Annotated in this window: 15 protein-coding genes, 2 rRNA genes and 1 riboswitch; of the genes, 12 read left to right on the forward strand and 5 right to left on the reverse strand. The window is 62.1% G+C overall.

The window, feature by feature from the left end; genetic code table 11:
* The 4 genes from H597_RS0115205 to H597_RS34850 all read left to right on the forward strand — a co-directional run.
* Positions 1–101, forward strand: a 23S ribosomal RNA gene (locus tag H597_RS0115205); the annotation flags it as partial.
* 87 nt (positions 102–188) lie between these two features.
* Positions 189–301: ribosomal RNA gene (gene rrf / locus H597_RS0115210) — 5S ribosomal RNA — on the forward strand.
* 252 nt (positions 302–553) lie between these two features.
* Positions 554–2,164: a DUF418 domain-containing protein gene (locus tag H597_RS34845; protein WP_229632181.1), complete on the forward strand. Its 1,611-nt coding sequence runs from the start codon at positions 554–556 to the stop codon at positions 2,162–2,164.
* Entirely contained in the window at positions 2,165–4,531 is a 2,367-nt protein-coding gene (locus H597_RS34850; protein ID WP_035374374.1) for a penicillin acylase family protein, read from the forward strand.
* Positions 4,532–4,538: 7 nt separating this feature from the next.
* Here the strand turns inward: H597_RS34850 and H597_RS0115225 are convergent, their stop codons facing one another.
* Both H597_RS0115225 and H597_RS31085 read right to left on the reverse strand, forming a co-directional pair.
* Positions 4,539–5,120: a C39 family peptidase gene (locus H597_RS0115225; protein ID WP_028102900.1), complete on the reverse strand. Its 582-nt coding sequence runs from the start codon at positions 5,118–5,120 to the stop codon at positions 4,539–4,541.
* Positions 5,121–5,132: 12 nt separating this feature from the next.
* Entirely contained in the window at positions 5,133–5,777 is a 645-nt protein-coding gene (locus H597_RS31085) for a hypothetical protein (RefSeq protein ID WP_051293827.1), read from the reverse strand.
* A gap of 154 nt (positions 5,778–5,931) precedes the next feature.
* A riboswitch (glycine riboswitch) is annotated at positions 5,932–6,025 on the reverse strand.
* A gap of 168 nt (positions 6,026–6,193) precedes the next feature.
* Here H597_RS31085 and H597_RS0115235 point away from each other — a divergent pair.
* The 8 genes from H597_RS0115235 (at position 6,194) to H597_RS0115270 (ending at position 16,436) form a co-directional block, all read left to right on the forward strand.
* Positions 6,194–7,417 carry an ABC transporter substrate-binding protein gene (locus tag H597_RS0115235; protein ID WP_028102901.1) on the forward strand — a complete coding sequence of 408 codons (1,224 nt, stop codon included), beginning with the start codon at positions 6,194–6,196 and terminating at the stop codon, positions 7,415–7,417.
* Positions 7,418–7,432: 15 nt separating this feature from the next.
* Positions 7,433–8,251, forward strand: a complete 819-nt coding sequence (locus tag H597_RS0115240) for a carbohydrate ABC transporter permease (protein WP_035374377.1) — start codon at positions 7,433–7,435, stop codon at positions 8,249–8,251.
* Entirely contained in the window at positions 8,248–9,093 is an 846-nt protein-coding gene (locus H597_RS0115245) for a carbohydrate ABC transporter permease (protein WP_083941117.1), read from the forward strand. Before H597_RS0115240 ends, H597_RS0115245 begins: the two co-directional genes overlap by 4 nt.
* 4 nt (positions 9,094–9,097) lie before the next feature.
* Positions 9,098–10,189, forward strand: a complete 1,092-nt coding sequence (locus H597_RS31090) for an ABC transporter ATP-binding protein (RefSeq protein WP_051293828.1) — start codon at positions 9,098–9,100, stop codon at positions 10,187–10,189.
* A gap of 16 nt (positions 10,190–10,205) precedes the next feature.
* Complete coding sequence (locus tag H597_RS0115255) at positions 10,206–11,237, forward strand: LacI family DNA-binding transcriptional regulator (protein ID WP_028102904.1); 1,032 nt, start codon at positions 10,206–10,208, stop codon at positions 11,235–11,237.
* 78 nt (positions 11,238–11,315) lie between these two features.
* Positions 11,316–12,683 carry a GH1 family beta-glucosidase gene (locus H597_RS0115260; RefSeq protein ID WP_051293829.1) on the forward strand — a complete coding sequence of 456 codons (1,368 nt, stop codon included), beginning with the start codon at positions 11,316–11,318 and terminating at the stop codon, positions 12,681–12,683.
* 12 nt (positions 12,684–12,695) lie between these two features.
* The gene (locus tag H597_RS0115265) at positions 12,696–15,152 is read left to right on the forward strand and encodes a glycoside hydrolase family 3 protein (RefSeq protein ID WP_028102906.1); all 2,457 of its coding nucleotides are present in this window, start codon (positions 12,696–12,698) and stop codon (positions 15,150–15,152) included.
* A gap of 9 nt (positions 15,153–15,161) precedes the next feature.
* Positions 15,162–16,436, forward strand: coding sequence for a sugar MFS transporter (locus H597_RS0115270; protein WP_028102907.1), 1,275 nt, complete (start codon positions 15,162–15,164; stop codon positions 16,434–16,436).
* Here H597_RS0115270 and H597_RS0115275 read toward each other — a convergent pair.
* From H597_RS0115275 to H597_RS0115285, 3 genes are all read right to left on the reverse strand, one after another.
* Positions 16,426–17,439, reverse strand: a complete 1,014-nt coding sequence (locus tag H597_RS0115275) for a cupin-like domain-containing protein (protein ID WP_028102908.1) — start codon at positions 17,437–17,439, stop codon at positions 16,426–16,428. The genes H597_RS0115270 and H597_RS0115275 overlap by 11 nt on opposite strands.
* Positions 17,423–18,130, reverse strand: coding sequence for a SapC family protein (locus H597_RS0115280; protein ID WP_028102909.1), 708 nt, complete (start codon positions 18,128–18,130; stop codon positions 17,423–17,425). The genes H597_RS0115275 and H597_RS0115280 overlap by 17 nt, the downstream gene beginning before the upstream one ends.
* A gap of 77 nt (positions 18,131–18,207) precedes the next feature.
* The gene (locus H597_RS0115285) at positions 18,208–21,153 is read right to left on the reverse strand and encodes a TonB-dependent receptor (RefSeq protein WP_028102910.1); all 2,946 of its coding nucleotides are present in this window, start codon (positions 21,151–21,153) and stop codon (positions 18,208–18,210) included.
* Between the last annotated feature and the right edge of the window lie 75 nt (positions 21,154–21,228).

The following is a 21,228-nucleotide window of genomic DNA, read 5'->3' on the forward strand; positions in this document are numbered from 1 at the left end:
CTTTGAAGGGTCGTTCGAGACCAGGACGTTGATAGGTCAGGTGTGGAAGTGCAGTAATGCATTAAGCTAACTGATACTAATTGCCCGTACGGCTTGTCCCTATAACCTTGACGGTTATGTAGCACTTACCTCGTGTTTGAGAACACTACCCCTCCTTTTACTTCTTCCCGGATTGTTGACAAGTTATGCCTGATGACCATAGCAAGTCGGTCCCACCCCTTCCCATCCCGAACAGGACCGTGAAACGACTTTGCGCCGATGATAGTGCTGCAACCAGTGTGAAAGTAGGTTATTGTCAGGCTCTTATTAGAGAAGCCCGCTAACATGTGTTAGCGGGCTTTTTGCATTTCGTCCCCAGATTTCGGCGTTTCGTCGCACAGGCGTTTTAGCCTTTTGCTAAGCCCATTACGATCCATCTGTCGCTACTGCGCGTCAGAAAAGGATAACGATAATGGATAGAACGTCCCCCCACAGCTTCACACCTACCGCAGGCAATGAACGCATCGAAGCCCTTGATGTCGTGCGCGGCTTTGCGCTGATCGGCATATGCATCATGAATGTCGAATACTTCAACCGTGCCATCGCCGATATAGGCGGTATCAATCCGAAGCTGACGGGCCTCGATTTCATCATCAGCTATCTCACGCAGTTCCTCGTCACAGGGAAGTTCTGGACCATTTTCTCTCTGCTGTTCGGCATGGGCTTTGCGGTGATGCTGACCCGCGCCGACAAGGCTGGCCGCAGCTTCCTGGTTCCGTATATGCGGCGGCTCGCTGCATTGGCGGTCTTCGGCGCCTGCCATCATATCTTCCTGTGGGGAGGGGACATCCTGTTCAGCTATGCGGTAGGTGCGACCTGCCTGCTGATCACCTTGTTCGGGCGGCCCAAGTACATCATTGCCGCTATCATCCTGTCGCTGCTGCTGGGATTCGCACCCAAAGTCGCCGTGATGGCGGGACTGGTCGCCGAAAAGTCCGCGCCGGATCTCGGTTTCTTCTTCGGTCTGGCGGGCAGCCTGGCCTTCTTCTCCGTCGTGGCGTGGTGGCTGCGTGGCGATACGCGGGTCAAGAAACTGAACATGCCAGCAGTGGCGCTGCTGCTGCTCGTTGTCGGGATAGTCGCGCTCATCGCAGCCGTGGTGGTGTGGGTCATGCCGAATGCGCCGCGCGAACCGCGCATGGGCTTGCCCGTCTTCGGTCTTGTGGCGACCACGCTTGGCGTCTTGACCTACAAGTTCCACGAGCCGAAAGCGGCGCGGCCATGGCGCCTCGGCATCGGCATGTATCTTCTGGCTTTCTCCATGATGACCGGCGTGGGCGGCATGCTGTACGCGTTCCCTGAAAACGCCGAGCCCGTGGCGCAGGCAACTGCGGCTACGCCGGCCACAGGCAAGGCCGCCGAAGCTGCCAAGGCAAAAGCCGAAAAGGCCGCAGAGCGCGCCAAGCGCCGGAAGGAGCGCGAAGAAGAGGTGAAGAAAGAGACGCAAGTCGCCACTACGGGCAGCTATAGTGATCATCTTGTCGTTCGTGCAGAACACTTCGCGAAGAATGCGCCGGGTGAGCTGGGCTTCGCCCCCATCGTAGTCGGCATGTTCCTGCTTGGTTATTGGTTTGTGCGGGCTGGGATCATGGAGAACACGCGTGCGCACCTGCCCCTGTTCCGCAAGCTCGCCATATATGGCCTGCCGTTTGGTATCGGCTTGGGATTGCTCGGTTCCGCCATCGCGATATATCCGGTGCAGGGTTCCAACGGTGCGGATGGCTTCCAGCTCGCCATGGGCATGCAATTCCTGGGCAACCTGCCAGCCTGCCTTGGCTATGTCAGCCTGGTTATCCTCATGTTGCATAGCAGCTCCGTGTTCTCGAAGATTCGCGTGCTCGCGCCGCTCGGCCGCATGGCCTTGACGAATTACCTGACGCAGTCGCTGGTTGGCGCGTTGTATTATTTCGGCTGGGGCTTTGGTCATTTCGGTGCAAGCCGTGCGCACCAGATGGCTTATGTCGTCTGTCTGATTGTCTTGCAGGTTGCGTTCAGCCACTTCTGGCTGGCCCGCTTCCGCTACGGTCCGATGGAATGGCTGTGGCGCGCGATCACTTACTGGACCATCCCGTCCATGAAGCTGGAAAAACCGTCGGGTGTCCCGGCCATTGCAGGAGGCGTTTGATTGCAGGCTGTATTGCGTAGGCTGGCGCCGGCCTTGGCGCTGCTGGCGGGCGCCGTCGGCGCCCATGCCGAAACCGTTGAAGTGGCCGGGCTGGGACAGGCGGCCCGCATCCAGGTCGATAAGTGGGGCGTGCCGCATATTTATGCGGCGGATCGCAACGACCTGTTTTTCGTCCAGGGGTTCAATGCCGCGCGCGACCGCCTGGCGCAGATCGACCTGTGGCGGCGGCGTGGCCTTGGCCGCATGGCATCGGTATTCGGTCAAGGCTATGTGGAACAGGACCGCGCCGCGCGGCTCTTTCTCTATCGCGGCAATATGGATGCCGAATGGAAGGCTTATGGAAGCGGCGCCCGCGAGATTACGGAGCGGTTTGTCGCCGGAGTTAACGCTTACATCGATTTGCTGGAGCGTAAACCTGAGCTGCTGCCGTTCGAGTTCCGGCAATTCGCCTACAAGCCCGAGAAGTGGGCAGCCGACGATGTTGTGCGTATCCGTAGCCATGGCCTGACCCGCAACCTGCTGCAGGAATTCGAACGAGCGCATGTCGCCTGCAACGCCAGTCTTGAGGCCGACCAGATTCGCGCCAAGCTGGCGCCGGCATGGGTGACGCGCATTCCCGAGGGATTGGATCCCTGCCTGCCGGATAACGCACTCGATGTTTTCCACCTTGCGACGGCGCCGGCACGATTGCTGCGCAATCCTGGCAAAGGAGACGTTGCCGCTGCGGATAGCCAGCGCATGGAAGGCAGCAACAACTGGGTGATCGCTCCGTCGCGAACTGTGACAGGCAGGCCGATCCTGGCGAACGATCCCCACCGCTCTTATGCCACGCCATCATTGCGCTACATAGTTCACCTGAGCGCACCGGGCTTGGATGCGATCGGGGCAGGGGAGCCCGCCTTGCCCGGAATTTCAATCGGCCACAATGGCCGCATAGCTTTCGGCCTGACGATCTTCAGCATTGACCAGGAAGACCTGTACGTCTACGAAACCAATCCGGATAACCCGCGCCAATACCGCTATCAAGGTAAATGGGAGGACTTTCGCGTGCTGAAGGAGAGCGTGCCTTTGCCGGGCGGGCGTTCGTCGCAGGTGGAACTGCGTTTTACCCGCCATGGTCCGGTTATTTTCGAAGAGCCAGGAAAGCGGCGCGCGCTGGCCGTGCGCAGCGCCTGGTCTGAGCCGGGCACCGCGCCGTATTTCGGCAGCATCGATTACATGCGTGCGCAAAACATGCTGCAGTTTCGCGCAGCGATGGCGCGCTGGGGGGCTCCGGCGGAAAACCAGGTATATGCCGACACCTCAGGCAATATCGGCTGGGTAGCCGGCGGTATGGCGCCGTTGCGGCCCAACTGGGATGGCTTGATGCCGGTGCCCGGCGACGGGCGCTTTGAATGGGAGGGATTCCTGGACGGACGCAAGCTGCCTTCGCAGTTCAATCCGAAGCAGGGATGGTTCGCCAGCGCGAATGAGATGAACCTGCCGCCGTCGTTTCCGTACAAGGAATACAAGCTTGGATTCGAATGGGCCGAACCGTCGCGCGCGCAGCGCATCGCGGAAGTGCTGGGCAAACCGGGCAAGGTCGGAATGGAGGACATGCAGCGCTTGCAGAACGACCTCGTTTCGATTCCCGCGCGTCGGCTGCTGGTGGTGCTCAAGCCAATGAAGACAAACGATGCCGCAGCCCAAGCTGCATTGCGCTTGCTCGCAAGCTGGAACGCGGAAGCGAGACCGGAATCGGCTGCCGCCGCATTGTTCGAAGTGTGGTGGTCGCGCCATCTGGGGGAAGCTTTCAAGACCGCCTTGCTGGGCCCGGCCGGTGCACGCACGATGGGCAATCCCGATACCACAGTGTTGCTGGAGGCGCTGGAGCGGCCGGCGTCACGCTTCGGAATGAATGCCAACGCCCGGCGCGACCGTTTGGTCTTGGAAAGCTTATCGGCAGCCTGGGCGGAAATGGTGCGCCTGCAAGGCAGCGATCCAGCGCGCTGGGCCTGGGGACGCCTGCAATTCAGTTACTTCATGCATCCGATGTCGCAAGTCGTGGATGCCAAGGTGCGTGCAACGCTGGATGTCGGGCCGATGCCGCGCGGCGGCAGTTCGCATACGGTCAACCAGTCGGGCTATCACCCGGCCAATTTCTGGCAGGTCAACGGCGCTTCCTTCCGCGTCGTGATCGATGTGGGTGGCTGGGATAATTCGCGTGCAATGAATACGCCGGGCCAGTCCGGAGACCCGGCCAGCCCGCATTACCGCGACCTGGCTCAGGACTGGGCCAAGGGCGACTACTTCCCGCTGCTGTACACGCGCAAGGCGGTGGATGCGGCGACGGAAAGGACGATCGAACTGGTACCGGCCCGGCGTTGATTGCGCTTCAAGGACTGACGTTCATGCGCTGCGTGTGTGTCCAGTTATGGTCGGACGCACTGACGGCCGAGGCGAAGGTCCGATAAGTCTGGCCCTCGCCCGGCCACGGGTTCATGATGTAGATGTAGTTGGTGCCATTGGACGTTTCATAGCCGCGCCCCACCATGATATGCCCGCCGCCACTGGTCCAACCGTAGCGGATCACGAACGGGCGGCTGCCGTTGATCTCGTTCACCACCGAATTCCACGACAGGTAATTGTTGATCGCCGTATTCGGCACGCCCCAATTGGAAAGGATGTTCTGGACGCTGCCGGAGCTGCCGTACATATTGTTTGGACGGTTGGCGTAGCTATTCCAGTTAAAGTTGCTGTTGCCGCAGGCGTAGTTGATGCCGAAAGCCCAGTTCACGATCTGGCATTGGCTTGGCGTGCGGTTATATAAATTCAGGACCGCCTTGCTGGAGCCGGCCCAGCACCATTGACTGTGTTCCTGCGTCACGAGCGGGACGCTCAGTGTTTTCCACTGTGCGAGGGCGGTGGGCAGGGCGAGCGCCAGCACGGAGCCGGCCAGGATGTTCGCGAGTTTCATGTCTGCCCCTCCTTAACGGAATGCTTCGATATTGGCTTTCACCGCGGCGCGCAGCGGCTCGAGCAGGTCCGCCCCGTCCACCAGCTGGTCGCCGTTCTTCTTCAGAAGCAGCGATTCGCGCGCGGAGTGGAGCGGCGCGAACCTGGCGTGGTCCACCTCGAGCAGGTCGGAGCGCGCCTGGTAAATGCGGATGAAACGCAGGTTGGAGCGCGCGCTGTTGCCGTGGACGTTCATGGCGGCATCCACGTCCTTGGCCAGTACGGCAGCACCGTATGCCACGGTTTCGTAGCGGCCGTTCACCTTCTGCACCGTGGCCAGGCCGATCGCCTTGCCGCGCACGGAAATGATGAAGCGCCATTCGCCGGTCGGCTTGGCGAGCGATGCCAGGTCGCCGCGCGCCAGCAGGTCTTTGGGTTCGATCGTATAGACCTCGAAGCCCTGGTTGATCGTCGCTTGTTTCAGGTCGCCGACATCGGTGATATCAAGCGGGAAGTCCACCGGCGCACTGCCGGGGCGAATCGCCTGCTGGTGCTCGGCGAATTGGGCAAGTCCACGTTTTGCGGCTTGCATTGCTGCGTCGTTGTCGGCTTTGGCCAGGAACGGGGAGGCCATCATCGCTGCGCAGGCAATGCGCAGCCAGAGTCGATGCGTATGCATGTGACTACTCCTCTGAGAGATCGATCAGATGACGATAGAGCTGCGTGTTGATTGCCCCCTCTGTGCTGGACCTGAGAGTTTCACAGGCATTGCTGCCTGCTTGCTCCTTCGGTGCGCCAGCCATGCTGCACTGGCGGCTCTTCAGAGTTTTGAAAACGCGTGGCCGGTCCTTGGGCCTGAGAGATTCCGGGGGCGGCTTGCTCCTTCGGCGTTGTCCATGGTGGGACAAACTCTCCCGATCACGCGACCGGCATGCGCCGGCTGCAAAATCAGAATAGGCAGCGAACTATGCGAATTCAAATGAATTCCCGCAGGCGTTGCGTTTTCACCAAGGAAGGCTTTCATGATATTTTATTGACACCCGCATGAGAAATTGGTAACGTTTCCAAAAATAGCGGCACACTACAGGAGACGGGATGTTGAAGCGGTTAATTGCCGGCGCGATGGCGCTGGGCGCTGCATCCGCGCAAGCGGGCGGACCGAGTGCGGAAGTGATCCACTGGTGGACTTCAGGCGGCGAGTCGGCCGCAGTCAAACAACTGGCCAATGCTTACCGTGCCGCGGGCGGCACCTGGATCGATACGGCGATCGCCGGCGGCGACCAGGCGCGCGCCGTGACGCTCAATCGCATGGTCGGCGGCAAGGCGCCGACTGCCGCGCAATTCAATATCTCCAAGCAATTCGTTGATATCGTTGACCAGGGAATGCTGGCCACGCTCGATGATGTGGCGCGCCAGGAGCATTGGGATACGGCGCTGCCGGAGCCCATCGTGAACACCATCCGCATCGACGGCCATTACTACGCGTTGCCGATGAATATCCACATGCAGACCTGGATCTGGTATTCCAAGGCGGCTTTCAAGAAGGCTGGCATCGAGAAGGAGCCGGCCACCGTCGATGAATTGTTTTCAGCACTGGACAAACTGAAAGCCGCCGGACTGGTGCCGCTGGCGCACGGCGGACAAGCATGGCAGGAGCACATCCTGTTTGCGTCTTTGCTGGCCAATATGGGAGGGCGCCCGCTTTACTTGCAGGTGCTGCGTGACCGCGACCAGCGCGCAATCAATTCCGAACCGGTGCGCAAGGTGCTGCTGGCCTATAAGCGCCTGCAATCCTATGTTGATCCCGCCTCGCCTGGTCGCAACTGGAATGATGCCACTTCAATGCTTGTCAGCGGCAAGGCAGGCATGCAGATCATGGGCGACTGGGTCAAAGGCGAATTCAATAATGCGAAGATGGAACCGGGCGTGCATTACGGTTGCATTCCGGGCCTCGGCGCAAACGCGCCATATTTGATCCAGGGCGATGCGTTCGTGTTTCCCCGCTCGGACCGGGCGGAAGTGCAGCAAGCGCAGAAATTGATGGAGAAAGTACTGTTGGCGCCAGCTACGCAAGTGAACTTCAACAAGCTGAAAGGCTCGGTGCCGCCGCGTGCAGATGCGGATAGCACTCAGCTCGATGCCTGCGCCAGGGCCGGTGCGGCGATCATGCGCGACCGCAATCGCCAGGTTGGCGCACCGGAGATTTACCTGACGCCGGACCAGAACGGCGCAGTGCAGGACGCGCTGACGGCCTACTGGCACACGCCGATGCCGGTTGAAAAAGCGCAGAAGGCGCTGGCAGCGGCGCTGAGGAATTAAACCGTGCGGCGAGCCATGTCCTATGCGGCGCTGCTGCCGATGCTGTTGACGGTATGCGTCGGTTATCTCGGTTCGTTCGCCTGGACTTTGTATGTTTCGTTCACCAGTTCGCGCAGCATAGCGTCCAGCAGGATGGTCGGCATGGCGCAGTATGAGCGCCTGTTCGAAAACGAGCGCTGGATCCTCTCCCTGCATAATCTGGCGCTTTACGGGGTGCTTTTCATCCTGGCCTGCATGGTGATCGGATTCCTCCTGGCTGCGGCGATTGATCGGCAGGTGGCGGGCGAGGGCGCGCTGCGTACGGTGTTCCTGTACCCATACGCAATGTCCTTCGTCGCAACGGGCCTGGTGTGGCAATGGATATTGACGCCCGGCGGCATTCCCGGACTGCAGGTCGACTGGCTGGTGGACCAGGGCATGGTTGTCTATAGCGTGGTGCTGGCGTCAGTGTGGCAGGCGTCGGGCTTTGTAATGGCGCTGATGCTGGCAGGCCTGCGCGGCGTCGATCCGGAAATCTGGAAGGCTGCGCGTCTTGACGGCATTCCGGTATGGCGCGTCTATTTGTCCATCGTACTGCCGATGCTGGCGCCGACGCTGGCGACAGTGTTCATCCTGCTGGCGACCATGGTGGTCAAGCTGTACGATGCTGTGGTGTCGATGACGCAGGGCGGCCCTGGCACAGCCAGCGAGGTGCCGGCGAAATTCATCATGGACCACCTGTTCCTGCGCGCGAACATCGGCCTGGCTTCCGCCGGCGCCGTGGTATTGCTGTTGACGGTCCTGGCTTTACTCGCGCCCTGGGCCTATGCGCGCAGCCGGAAAGGCCCTGCATGAAGGCCGCCCGTATCGGTTTGTATGCCTTCCTGGCCGGCGCGGCGCTGTTCTTTCTGCTGCCGCTCTACGTCATGCTGGCCACATCATTCAAATCCATGCAGGAAATCCGGTTCGGCAATATCTTTGCGCTGCCGCTGTCGCCGACGCTGGACGCCTGGCGTGCCGCGTGGAGTGAGGCCTGCACCGGCGCGTCTTGCGAAGGGATGCAGGGCGGATTCTGGAATTCGGTGAGCATTGCCGTGCCAAGTACGGTGCTGCCGATCGCATTGGGCGCCCTGAATGGCTATGCACTGTCTTTCTGGCGTCCGCGCGGCGCCAACCTCCTGTTCGGCATACTGCTGTTGGGGGCCTTTGTCCCGGTGCAGGTGATGATATACCCGCTGGTGCGGATGATGGCTGGCCTTGGCGTGTTCGGTTCCTTGCCGGCCATCGTGCTGGTGCACGTGGTGTTCGGCATGCCGGTGCTGACACTGCTGTTCCGCAATTACTATGCGGCGCTGCCGCAGGAGCTGTTCCATGCCGCGCGCATGGACGGCGGCGGTTTCTGGCGCATTTTCTGGCATGTGATGCTGCCGCTCTCGGTGCCGATGCTGGTGGTTGCCGCGATCATGCAGCTGACTGGGGTATGGAACGATTACATCCTCGGGCTGGTGTTTGCCGGCCGCGACAACCTGCCGATGACGGTGCAGCTGAATAATGTGATCAATACGACGACGGGCACGCGTCTTTACAATGTCAATATGGCCGCCACGATCCTTACCGCGCTGGTGCCGCTGGCGGTTTATTTCCTGTCGGGCCGTTGGTTTGTGCGTGGCATTGCCGCCGGCGCGGTGAAAGGTTGAAGGGATGGCGAACGTAAGCCTGAAAAATCTGGACATTACCCTCGGCGGAAACGCCATCATCCGCAACCTGGACCTGGAAGTGGAGGAGGGCGAGTTTCTGGTGCTGCTCGGGCCTTCGGGCTGCGGCAAATCGACGCTGCTGCACAGCATTGCCGGCCTGCTTGACATCAGCGGCGGAAGCATCGCGATTGGAGGCAGGGATATGTCGCGCACCGATCCGAGCGAGCGTGGCATCGGCATGGTGTTCCAGTCATATGCGCTGTATCCCACCATGACGGTGGAAAAGAATATGTCGTTCGGCTTGCGCATTGCAGGCGCGGCGAAGGGCGAAATCAAGCGCCGGGTAGGACGCGCCGCGGCCATGCTGCACCTGGATGATCTGCTGGAGCGCAAGCCGGCGGCCCTGTCCGGCGGCCAGCGGCAACGCGTGGCGATCGGCAGGGCGCTGGTGCGCGAAGCCGGCGTCTACCTGTTCGATGAACCGCTCTCCAACCTGGACGCCAAGCTGCGCACCGATCTGCGGCGGGAACTGAAACTCCTGCACCGGCAGCTTGGCGCCACCATGATTTATGTCACCCACGACCAGGTGGAGGCAATGACTCTCGCCAGCAGGATTGTCGTCATGCGTTCTGGCCAGATCCAGCAGGTAGGTACGCCGGGGGAGGTTTATGACCGTCCGGCCAACCTCTTCGTCGCGGGATTTCTCGGGGCGCCGGCGATGAACTTTGTCGACGGCGCCATCGACGCCGACGGCATGTTCAGCGGTTCGGGGCTGCGGCTTGCGCTGGGCGAGACCGTGCCCGCTCCAGGGGGAAAGGCGGTGCTGGGCGTGCGCCCGGAGCATATCTCGCTCGCGCCTGGCGGCCCGCTGCAGGGGCGGGTGACGCTGGTCGAACCGATGGGGGCGCACCGCGTGGTATGGCTCGATTGCGGCGGCATCGAGCTGTCATGCATCCTCCAGGGCGGCCGCGTTCTTGCGCCGGATGATGCGGTGGCGTTCGCGATTGATGCACAACGCGTATCGCTGTTCGATGCGGATAGCGGCAAGCGCTTTGAAACGGCGGGCGCTTCAAGTATGCTCGCGGTGACGTTATAAGCAGAAAAGGATTGCAGTGGCCACTATCAAAGACGTAGCCCGCTTGGCGGGCGTTGGACTGGGCACCGCCTCCCGCGTCGTCAGCGGCAAAGGTTCGGTATCGCCGGCCACGCTGGAAAAGGTGAAGAAGGCAATCGACGAACTGGGGTTTCGTCCTTCGCATGCCGCGCGCACGCTGCTAACGGGTACCAGCCAGATGATCGGCGTGTATATCCCGGTCCTGAGCGGGACGTTTTATACGCCCATCCTGCAGATCATCGACACCGAACTGCGCGCCGCCGGGCTGCATATGGTGGTCGCTTTCGGCGTGGGCTTGGGCGATGAGCACAAGCAGGCCAAAGACGGCATCCGGTTCCTGATGGAGCGCGGATGCGATGACCTGATCGTGATGAGCAGCGCCTTGCTGGATGAGGACATTGAAGCGCTGGGCATGCCGCAGGGCCGGATCGTGATGCTGAACCATAGTCTGGCCAGCATCCAGGACCAGTGCTTTACGGTGGATCACAGGCTGGGAGGCCGACTGGCGGCGCGCGCCCTGCTGGATCACAAGCACCGCGACATCGCCGTGGTCGCAGGACCGTCGCGGCTGGCGGACAACGTCGCGCGTATCGATGGATTCATGGCGGAGCTTCAGGATGGCGGCATCGATACCAGCCGCATGTGGGTGGCCGAAAGCGATTTCTCTCCAGCTGGCGGCTGGGCCGCGGCCAAGGAACTGGTGGAATCGGGCCATCGCTGCACAGCCCTGTTCTGCGCCAACGATGAAATGGCGGTCGGCGCGCTATCCTATTTCCAGGAGGCGGGCATCCGCGTGCCGCAGGATTTGTCCGTCATTGCCTATGACGATACACCGAGCGCCGAGTTCTCCGCCCCGCGGCTGACCAGCATTCATATGCCGTGGCGCGAAATGACGATGAACGGCCTGAGCGCCTTGCTGAACCGCTGCTACGGCTTGCGGCGCACGGTGACCCGCAGCTTCCCGGTCACCGTCACATTGCGGGCATCGTTGGCCAAGGCCGCCAGCGCCAGGCGCAAGGCGGCGGCATGATCTGAACCTGCAAGGGGCGGTTGCCCCTTTTTTTCGGCATGATATGGAAACCTTTCCAATTGCGGTACACTACTCAAAATGACCAATCCAGACCAGATCGAACCGGGCGCCCCGGCGCGCACCGACTTCGCCAGCGACTTCCTATGGGGCTGCGCCACTTCGTCCTACCAGATTGAAGGGGCGGGCCGCGAAGATGGGCGGGCCGAGTCGATATGGGACCGTTTCGCCGCCACGCCGGGCAAGGTGCGGGACGGCTCCAGCGGTCTGGTGGCCTGCGACCATTACCATCGCTGGCCGGAAGACCTGGACATCGCCCGCGATATGGGCTTGAATGCCTACCGCTTTTCGATCGCCTGGCCGCGCATCGTTTCCGAATTCAGAGCGCAGCCCAATGCGAAAGGACTGGATTTCTATTCGCGCCTGGTGGACGGCATGCTGGAGCGCGGCATACAGCCGTGGGCCACCCTGTATCACTGGGACTTGCCGCAATACCTGCAGGATCGGGGCGGATGGGCCGAGCGCGAGACGGTACAGCGCTATCTCGAATTCGTCGACGCGGTGACGCGCCGCCTGGGGGACCGTGTGCGGCACTGGATCACTCATAACGAGCCGTGGTGCACTGCCATCCTGGGCAACTTCGAAGGCGTGCATGCACCGGGACTGAGCGACTTTGCGACCGCGCTGCAGGTTTGCCATCACGTTCTGCTCTCGCATGGCAAGGCCGTGCCCCTGATCCGCGCCAACGTGCCTGGTGCGCGGGTCGGCATTTCGCTCAGCCTGCATCCGCTGCGCCCTGCCAGCGATAGCGATGCGGACAGCGCGGCGCTGGCGCGGCATGACGGCTTGCGCTACCGCTGGTTCCTGGACCCGCTGCATGGGCGAGGCTACCCTGCTGAGACGCTGCAACGGGTGGGCGCGGCGGCTCCGGCAATCCAGGACGGCGATATGGATGCGATTGGGGTAGCGACCGATTTCATGGGAGTGAACTACTATTTCCCCGAGACGGTGGCAGGCGCGCCTGACCACGCACCGCTGGATGCCCGCGTGTTGCCCCCGCCTGCCGGGGCGCAGACCACGGCCATGGGCTGGGAAGTGGCGCCGGAAGGCCTGTGCGAACTGCTTGGGCGCATCCATGCCGACTACGCGCCGAAGGAGCTGTACATTACCGAAAACGGCTCCTGCTATAACGACGAAGTGCGGGCCGATGGCCGTGTGGCCGATGTGCAGCGCGGCAGTTATCTGGCACGGCACATCGGCGCCATGAAGGATGCGATTACGGCCGGCGTGCCGGTGAAGGGCTATTTCGCCTGGAGCCTGGTCGACAATTTCGAATGGGCGGAAGGCTACTTGCGCCGTTTCGGCCTGGTCCACATCGATTACACAACACAACAACGAAGGCTGAAGGATAGCGGCAAGTGGTATCGCGACTTCCTGCGACAGCCCTGACAAGGAGACAGGATGAAGAAGATTGTTTTATTGGCTGCCACAGCGCTGGCCTTGCCCGCCATGGCAGCAACATTGGCGGACTGGCCGCATGTGCGCAGCGCCATCGCAGCCGATTCCGCGCTCGAAAAGCGTGCCGCGGAAATCGTTGCAGGGATGACGCTGGAGCAGAAGGTCGGCCAGATGACCCAGCCTGAAATCAAGACGGTTACGCCGGACGATGTGCGGCGCTATTACCTGGGTTCCGTGCTGAACGGTGGCGGCAGCTGGCCGAACGGGAACAAGCGCGCCAATGCCTCGGAATGGCTGGCGCTTGCTGAAAAATTCCACGCAGCCTCAATGTCCACCGCCATGGCGGTGAAGGTGCCTGTGGTCTGGGGGATCGATGCCATTCACGGCAACAGCAATGTATTCGGCGCGACCTTGTACCCCCACAATATCGGCCTCGGTGCGGCGCACAATCCGAAGCTCGCATTCGAAGTCGGCGCCGCCACCGGCAAGGCAGTGCGGGCGACCGGCATTGCCTGGGTATTCGGGCCGACGATTGCCGTGGTGCGTGACGACCGGTGGGGGCGCACTTACGAGAGCTTTTCGGAAGACGGCACGCTGGTGGCGCAATATGCGGGCGAGTATGTGAGGGGACTGCAGGGGCGTTTCAAGAGCGACGCCAATGTACTGGCCAGCGCAAAACACTTTGTCGGCGACGGCGGCACGGAGCAAGGCAAGGACCGCGGCGACAACAAGTCCTCGCTGAAAGAGATGGTCAATATCCATGGTGCTGGCTATTTGCCGGCGCTGGAGGCCGGGGCGCAAACGGTAATGTCCTCCTTCAACAGCTGGAATGGCGTGAAGATGCACGGTAGCCGCGTCATGCTGACCGATGTATTGAAGGCCAAAATGGGCTTCGATGGCTTCGTCGTCAGCGATTGGAACGGCATCGCCGAGGTCCCCGGCTGCCGCAACGATAGCTGCCCGCAGGCGATCAATGCCGGTATCGATATGGTCATGGTGCCGGACGACTGGAAGGCCTTTATCGCCAATACGGTTGCGCAGGTGAAGTCGGGAGAAATCCCGATGGCGCGCATCGACGATGCGGTAAGCCGTATCCTGCGCGTCAAGCTGCGCGCCGGCCTATTTGGGAAGAGTCCCGCACAGAATGCCTTTGCCGGGCAGGATGCGGCGCTGCAGGATCGGGAACTGGCGCGCCGCGCGGTGCGCGAGTCGCTCGTGCTGCTGAAGAACGAGGGCCCCGCGTTGCCGCTGGCGCGCGGCAAGCGCTTGCTGGTGGTCGGCAAGAGTGCTGACAGTATCTCGAACCAGACCGGCGGCTGGTCGCTTACCTGGCAGGGGACGGACAACACGAATGCCGATTTCCCGCATGCGGACAGCATCCTTTCCGGCATTCGCGCTGCGGCGGGCGCCGACCATGTCGAATTCAGCGCCGACGCCAAGGACGTGGACTTGTCCCGGTTCGACGCGGTAATCGCGGTCATCGGCGAGCGGCCTTACGCCGAGGGCGATGGCGATATCGGTCCATCCGGAACGCTGCGCCACAGCAGCCGCTACCCGGAAGACCTGGCGGTGCTGGAAGCAGTGGCCGGAAAAGGCAAACCCGTTATCACCGTGTTCATGTCGGGGCGTCCGCTGTTCGTGAATGATTTGCTCAACCTGTCGGATATCTTTATCGCCGCCTGGCTGCCCGGCACCGAAGGCAAAGGAGTCTCCGACCTGCTGGTGGCGGGCAAGCACACGTACGACTTCCGCGGCACCTTATCGTTCTCGTGGCCGAAGTCGGCTTGCCAGACGCCCCTGAACGCGGGCGATCCTAGTTATGCGCCGCTCTTTGCCCTGAATTACGGCCTGCGCAAGGGGCAGCGCTCGAGGCTGGGCAAGCTGGATGCGTCATTTGCGCCCGGTGGCTGCGGCGCAAGCAATAGCTTCCCGGTGCATAGCCAGGCCGACCGTGCCAGCTTCCCGCTGCAGATCCGCAGCGGAAACGAGCACATGACGCTTGGCGCGGACTTGAATGCCACATTCCGCCTACCGGGCATCAGTGCGCAGACGGGCCAAGTCAACACCCAGCAGGATGGGAAGCTGGTGACGTGGACCGGCAGCGGCGTGCTGGAAGCTCGGGGGAAAAAAGCAATGGTCCTGCCATCGGTCGCTGCACGCGGAGGCGCCCTGCAATTCGACCTTATCGTTTCGGCTGCACCGGCGGGCCGCGTCATGCTGGCGATGCAGGATACCGCGCTGGATGCCACGAAGCTATTCAACCGAATGGCGGGCAAGGGCAGGCAGACGGCCAAAGTGCCACTGGCCTGCTTCACTGCACAAGGCCTTCAGTTGGATCATGTGGACGCACCGTTCAGTATCAGCGCCGACGCACCGTTCTCCGTGGCGATCGCCAATATCGAAATCGCCGGCGGCGCTGCGGCGGCCCAGGACGCGGTACGGTGCGAAGAACTTAACTAGGGAGACAGCATGGCAAACACGGCACGCAACAGCGCGACGCCGGCTCCGCCGGAGATAGCCGGCGGTGCGCAGAATGGCGCGAACCGCAGCGCTTTGGTGATCGTCACGATCCTGTTCTTCATGTGGGGATTGATCACCTCACTCAACGACGTGCTGATCCCCCACCTGAAAGCGATCTACACGCTGAGCTACGTGCAGGCGATGCTGGTGCAGTTCTGCTTCTTCGGCGCCTACTCTATCGTGTCGATGCCGGCGGGCGCCCTGATCCGCCGCATCGGTTACCAGAAGGGCGCCGTTGCGGGACTTCTGATTGCCGCCGCCGGTTGCGGCCTGTTTTACCCGGCATCTTTTAGCGGCTATGGCTTGTTCCTTTTCGCGTTCTTTATTCTTGCATCGGGCATCACGATCCTGCAGGTGGCGGCCAACCCGTACGTGACGGTGCTTGGCGCGGCACGCACCGCCTCCAGCCGCCTGACGCTGACCCAGGCCTTCAATTCCCTCGGCACCACCATCGGGCCATCGATCGGCGGCCTGCTGATCCTGTCGTCCGCCGTCGCGGCAGGTGCGGCGGCCACCGTTCGCGGCCCATACCTGGCGCTGGCTGGAGCATTGGCGCTGCTGGCCGTACTGTTCTTCGCTGCCAGGCTGCCGCAGGTCGCCGACCGCGAAGACGTGGCGATGGCTGGCGAGGGGCATGGTTCGGCCTGGGCGCACCGCCACCTGGTTCTGGGCGCAATCGGCATCTTCCTTTATGTGGGAGCGGAGGTAAGCATAGGCAGCTTCCTGATCAACTTCCTGGGCGAGCGGCATATCGCCGGGCTCCCGCATGCCGACGCCGCGCACTATGTCAGCGTCTATTGGGGCGGCGCCATGGTGGGCCGCTTTCTCGGCTTCGCGGTCATGCGCGTGGTCAGCCCAGGCAAGGCCCTGGCGTTCAACTCGCTGATGGCGATTGCGTTGGTGTTAACGGCGGCATTCGGCTCGGGCCGGGTGGCAATGTGGGCGATCCTGGCAGTCGGCCTGTGCAACTCGATCATGTTCCCGACCATTTTCAGTATGGCGCTGAATGGCCTGGGAAAATACACGGGCCAGGGATCGGGCATCCTGTGCATGTCCATTGTCGGCGGGGCACTTGTGCCGTTCGCGCAGGGTGCGCTGGCTGACTCCATGGGCGTGCAGGCATCCTTTGTCCTGCCGGTCGCCTGTTACGCCTACATCCTGTACTTTGGCGCCAAATATTCTGCCATGTACGCGGCAACAGGGCGGGTCGATACTAGCGGTTGATTTTCTTGAGCAGATGCGCGCGCAGCATGCGCGCCGCATCGTCGCCGATCGGGCCGAGCACACCTTGCGCCGCAGCCGGGATATGCGCGGAGGTCCCTGCATCGGCCTCGAATACATAATGGCGGAAGAGGTCCTGCCATGCGCGGCGCTGCGCAGGCGGCAGGTCCCGCATGGACAGTAGGGAAAGCATCAGCGCGTTGACCGGCGTGTCCATGAAATCCGGTGACTGGCGCCACCAGTAGTTGACCAGGACATTCAAGCATTCCAGCGCTTCGACATGGTGCCACCACATGCTGGGAATGAAGATGGCGTCACCCGGCTGCAGTTCGGCGCACAAAGCGTGCCGCATCGCTTCGGCAAAACGGGGGAAGCGCGCAAGGTCGGGCCGGTGCAGGTCCACCAGGCTGATTGGCTGACCGGCGGGCGTGAAGTCCAGCGGTCCGATATACAGGTTTTCCAGCTGATCCGGCGGGAACAGGGTGAACTCGCGGCGGCCTGCCACCACCACGGCCAGATTGTCGGGCAAGTCGTAATGGGCGGCGATACGGGTCTGGTTGCCGATCCATATGCTCGTGAGGGCATCGCGCCGGCCCAGGTCGAGCGGGTTCTCTTGGTCGAAGCCGGGCAGGGCGGTTTGCACCGTGGTGGAGCCGACGTAGATGGCCGGTGGGCGGGGATTGTCGCGGTGGCCCGCCAGCTCAAGGAGCACGTCGTCCAGGCGCGCCCGCACCGAGGCGAAATTGAAGCCGCTCAGGTCTTCGTTATAGAAGAAGCGTCCGCCAATGTCGCGCGTGCCGAGCATAGCGCCCACTGTCGCATCGCGATAAAAGCGGCGCAGGTAGGCGTCGATGCTGGCGGCGCCGGCCCTGCCTGCCAGCACAGCGGGCCAGCACTTCAGCAGGCCGCGCAGCACCAGCGGTGCTGTGCCCGACAGCAGTCCGTCATTGAGGTCGTCCGGCGTAAGGCCCTGCAGTTCGCGGATTGGTTTAGCTCTGGGCTGCATGGATGCGGTTCTTGCGCTCGATCAGCGCGCGGAGATTGGACATGGAGGCAATGGCCATATAGATGGCCTGCAGGTAGCCTGCCCGGTTCATGCGTTCCAATATCTCGCCCCCCAGCGCTGCAAGGCGCTCATCGTTGATGGTATTGAACCCGGCCAGGCATTGCCGGGAGCCGTCGTCGAGCTCAAACTCGAATACGAAGGTTTCCAATAGCTGGTGCTCCTGCAATGCGGCGAAAAAGCCTTGCGCCTGCTGCAATCCCTGGTGGATCGTGAGCAGCGTGGAACTGACACGCTCCAGGTACTGCGAAGTGCCGCCGTGCGGCAGGAAGATGCGTTCACCCACGGAGCCGCTGATGCGAGGGTTTGCAAGATCCACGTGCACCATCAGTTCATCGCCGTTGGCGCCGATCAGAAAGGGCAGGCGTTCGATCGCCAGCGGCACATAGGCTGCCTCCCAGCCGTGCTGCCCGAGGAACAGGTTTTCGCCTTGCTGGAAGCCGAACAGGGCGTGCGCCTCAATGCTGCCATTGCCCGCATCGCGGAAGACGATGGGGTAGCAAGCCTGTACATCGCGGAATTCGGACGGGAAGGTGAGGGCCGACATCACATTGTCGCCGAAGCGCGCCCCACGGCCTGTCTGTACGTGCAGGTCCTTGTGGTCGATATTATTGAGCAGGACGGGATGGGCCATCGTGTTCCTCATGAAAAGGGCGGCAGCCGGCCGATTCGCCGAACCGCCGCCTTGACAGGTGCAGGCTCGAATGGATGTCAGAACTTGTAGCGGGCGCCAAGCATGTAGCGCGGCCCCGCTTGCGTCACGAACAGCGCCATGGTTTCGGCGCGCCCATGCACGCGCTGGGTTTCGTTGGTCACGTTAATGGCTTCAAATTGCACGCTGAGCTTCTCGTTGAAGGCATAGCCGACGCTCAAGTCCAACTGGCCGTAGGGCTCCGTATAGTTCGGGTTGGGGCCGGCGCCGTCGAAGGTCGAAGAGAGGAATTTGTCGCGCCAGTTGTAGGCGGCGCGGATCGACCAGTTCTTGTCCTCGTAGATGCCCACCAGATTGGCGGAGTTGCTCAAGCCGACCAGGGCAAACTGCTCGCCGACCTTGTAGTTGTCGTACTTCAGCCCGGAGTTGACCCAGGTGTAGTTGGCCGATACGCCGAAGCCCGAATCGCCGAACATATGCTGCACATTGATCTCCGCGCCTTTGAGCTTTTCGTTCTTCTGGTTGGCGAAGGAATTGATTTCGAACGACATGACCGGGTCGCCCGGCTGGCCGACGATGGTGCCCGTTGCATTGCCGCTGGCGTCGTCCGGCCCGCGCGTCACCCCGGGCGCCGTCGGATGGTTGCGGAAGATGTAATTGCGGATGCAGACGCGGTCGGTGCCGCAATTGCCCTGGCTGACCGCCTCGTTCCACAGTGGCCCGCCCACCGGCGTGTGCAGGTTGAACGGCGTGGCCGTGAACTTCGACTGCCCGGCATAGTTGCTCAGGTCCTTGTGGAACAAGCCGATGGAAGCGAAACTCTGCTGGCCGTAATACCATTCCCACGACAGGTCCAGGTTCTTCGATTTGACCGGCTTCAGTTGCGGGTTGCCCTGGCTGCCCGTACCGCCGAAATCGCGCCCCAGGCGGTCGAGCGTCATGCCGCCCTGGATCTGGTCGTAGCGCGGCCGGCCGATGGTTTCGCCGTAGCTGGCGCGCAGCTTCATGTCGGAGCGGATATCGGCGTCCCAGTCCACGCTTGGCAGCCAGTGGCTGTATTTGCCGTTCAGCGTGGTGAAGGTCGGATCGCCGAAGCTGAGGGGGAACTCATTGGCCGATACCCAGCTGACGCCCGTTCCGGCCGGCACCAGGGCGGTCGAATACACCTTGGTCGTCTCATAGCGCACGCCGACATTGGTATGCATCGGGATCGCGGTATTCCAGTCGGTGCCGAACTGCAGATAGCCGCTCTTGGACTTTTCCGTTGTGCGCTGGTCGGTATCGAAGCTGGACTTCGGCAGGTACATGTCCGGCAAACCGGTGACCTTGGCGGTCAAGGCCCGCAGGTCGGCGAAATTGAAGGTATAGAACTGGGTGAAGAGGGCCGGGTTGCCGCTGCCGCTGATCTTGTCGAAGTACTGGCGCAGCGACTCCTGGTGAAACATGCTGGCGGGGTAGTCCGAAGCCTTGGACGCGCCGCCCCAGCTATCGCGCTGTTGGGTGGAGAGCGCCGAGCGGTTTTTCACTTCCGTCGAAGCGAGGCCGAAGTTCAGGTTCGATGCTGCCAGCAGCTTCATGCTGCCCTTGAATTGGGCCTGGTCGATTTCGCCCTTCATATAGCCGTTCTGGAATACGGAACCGGTCACCTGCTGCGGCGCCCTGGCAAAGTCGGCGCCCTTGATGCTCAGCACCGGGAAGTCGTCGCGGAAGTCGACCGTGGTATCGCCGCGGCTGAAGCTGGCGCTGCCCAGCACATTGCTGGAGCCGAAAGGACTGTCGGCCCTGGAAACCGCGGTCGACTTGTGCATGTCCAGTTCCAGTTTCAAGCCATCCGTCTTCCATGCGGCATTGAAACCGAGCGATTTGTTGCGCGTCCGGGTGGCGAAGTCGCCGCCGCCCATGGCGATATCGCTGTTTGCCGCGGGCAGCAGTTCGGTGTACATCAAGGGCGCGGCGACCGGGCCGTTGCTCCAGGTCGAGGTGGACGGGCCGAAATTGAACCAGGCCGACAAGTCCTGACGCCGGGTCTGGATCTTGTTCTCGGAGTAGGTGTAATCGAGCGTCGTGACCAGTTGCTTGACCGGTGCCCATTGCAGAGTCAATTGGCCGTTGCTGCGCTGGCGCTGCACGCCGTTCATGCTGTAGTTCAGGTTTTGCGGCAGCTCATAGATGTCGCCGTCCTTCGGATGGTTGGTGGCGCCAGCTTGCGCCACCGGCCCCTCGCTGCCCTTGTAAGGACCGCGCCAGCCGTTCGATACGGCTGCCTGGTTGAAGCCCAGGTTGCGCTCCTGGTAGCTGGCGCTGAGCGCCGCGCCGAAGCGGTTGTCGTCGAAGGTATTGCTGTAGATGCCGGAAACTTCAGGCGTGGTGGCGCTGCCGCGTTTCACATCGCCCGGCAGCTTGTTGTGCGAAGTGTCGTGCACCGCCTTGGCGCCGATGCTGGCCACCAGGCCGGGACGCTCCAGCGGGCGCGCCGTCATCACGTTGACGGTGGCGCCGATACCCCCGGTCGGGGTTTCGGCGCGGCCGGTCTTGTAGACCTGGATCTGGGAGATCGCCTCCGACGCGAGATTGGCGAAATCGAAGGCGCGGCCATTCAGGTCGCCCAGATTGGAGGTCGGCATCTGGCGGCCGTTCAGCAGGACCAGGTTGAAGTCGGGCCCGACGCCGCGCACGGTCACCTTGGAGCCTTCGCCGATGGCGCGGTCGATCGACACGCCACTGATACGCTGCAGCGACTCGGCGAGGTTGGTATCCGGGAACTTGCCGATATCGGCGGCCACAATGCCGTCGACGATGCCGTCGGCATTGCGCTTCAGGTTCATGGAGGAACCCAGGCTGGCGCGCAGGCCGCTGACAACCACGGTCGCCACGTCGCCGGTATTGGCGGGGGCGGGGGCCCGGCCCTGGTTGGCATCCTGGGCCTGGGCCGGCGCGATCAAGGCCGCGCAGGCCGCCGCGACGGCAAGGCTCATCAAGGACTGCTTCGCCTTTGGATAGTGCATTTGGTCTCCTTGGTTCTTATAGTCTGGCCGCGTCCCGGTAAGTATGGAAACGTTTCCATATTGTGTTTCAAATAC

It is taken from the genome of Pseudoduganella violaceinigra DSM 15887, from assembly GCF_000425385.1.
Classification (GTDB): domain Bacteria; phylum Pseudomonadota; class Gammaproteobacteria; order Burkholderiales; family Burkholderiaceae_D; genus Rugamonas; species Rugamonas violaceinigra.

What these genes read in the sequence shown, in the direction of transcription:
- H597_RS0115260 (WP_051293829.1), top strand. Translation starts at nt 11,316, where the DNA reads ATGACCAATCCAGACCAGATCGAACCGGGCGCCCCGGCGCGCACCGAC.
- H597_RS0115265 (WP_028102906.1), top strand. Translation starts at nt 12,696, where the DNA reads ATGAAGAAGATTGTTTTATTGGCTGCCACAGCGCTGGCCTTGCCCGCC.
- H597_RS0115225 (WP_028102900.1), bottom strand. Translation starts at nt 5,120, where the DNA reads ATGAAACTCGCGAACATCCTGGCCGGCTCCGTGCTGGCGCTCGCCCTG.
- H597_RS0115280 (WP_028102909.1), bottom strand. Translation starts at nt 18,130, where the DNA reads ATGGCCCATCCCGTCCTGCTCAATAATATCGACCACAAGGACCTGCAC.
- H597_RS0115245 (WP_083941117.1), top strand. Translation starts at nt 8,248, where the DNA reads ATGAAGGCCGCCCGTATCGGTTTGTATGCCTTCCTGGCCGGCGCGGCG.
- H597_RS0115270 (WP_028102907.1), top strand. Translation starts at nt 15,162, where the DNA reads ATGGCAAACACGGCACGCAACAGCGCGACGCCGGCTCCGCCGGAGATA.
- H597_RS0115235 (WP_028102901.1), top strand. Translation starts at nt 6,194, where the DNA reads ATGTTGAAGCGGTTAATTGCCGGCGCGATGGCGCTGGGCGCTGCATCC.
- H597_RS31085 (WP_051293827.1), bottom strand. Translation starts at nt 5,777, where the DNA reads ATGCATACGCATCGACTCTGGCTGCGCATTGCCTGCGCAGCGATGATG.
- H597_RS34845 (WP_229632181.1), top strand. Translation starts at nt 554, where the DNA reads ATGAATGTCGAATACTTCAACCGTGCCATCGCCGATATAGGCGGTATC.
- H597_RS0115240 (WP_035374377.1), top strand. Translation starts at nt 7,433, where the DNA reads ATGTCCTATGCGGCGCTGCTGCCGATGCTGTTGACGGTATGCGTCGGT.
- H597_RS0115275 (WP_028102908.1), bottom strand. Translation starts at nt 17,439, where the DNA reads ATGCAGCCCAGAGCTAAACCAATCCGCGAACTGCAGGGCCTTACGCCG.
- H597_RS31090 (WP_051293828.1), top strand. Translation starts at nt 9,098, where the DNA reads ATGGCGAACGTAAGCCTGAAAAATCTGGACATTACCCTCGGCGGAAAC.
- H597_RS0115285 (WP_028102910.1), bottom strand. Translation starts at nt 21,153, where the DNA reads ATGCACTATCCAAAGGCGAAGCAGTCCTTGATGAGCCTTGCCGTCGCG.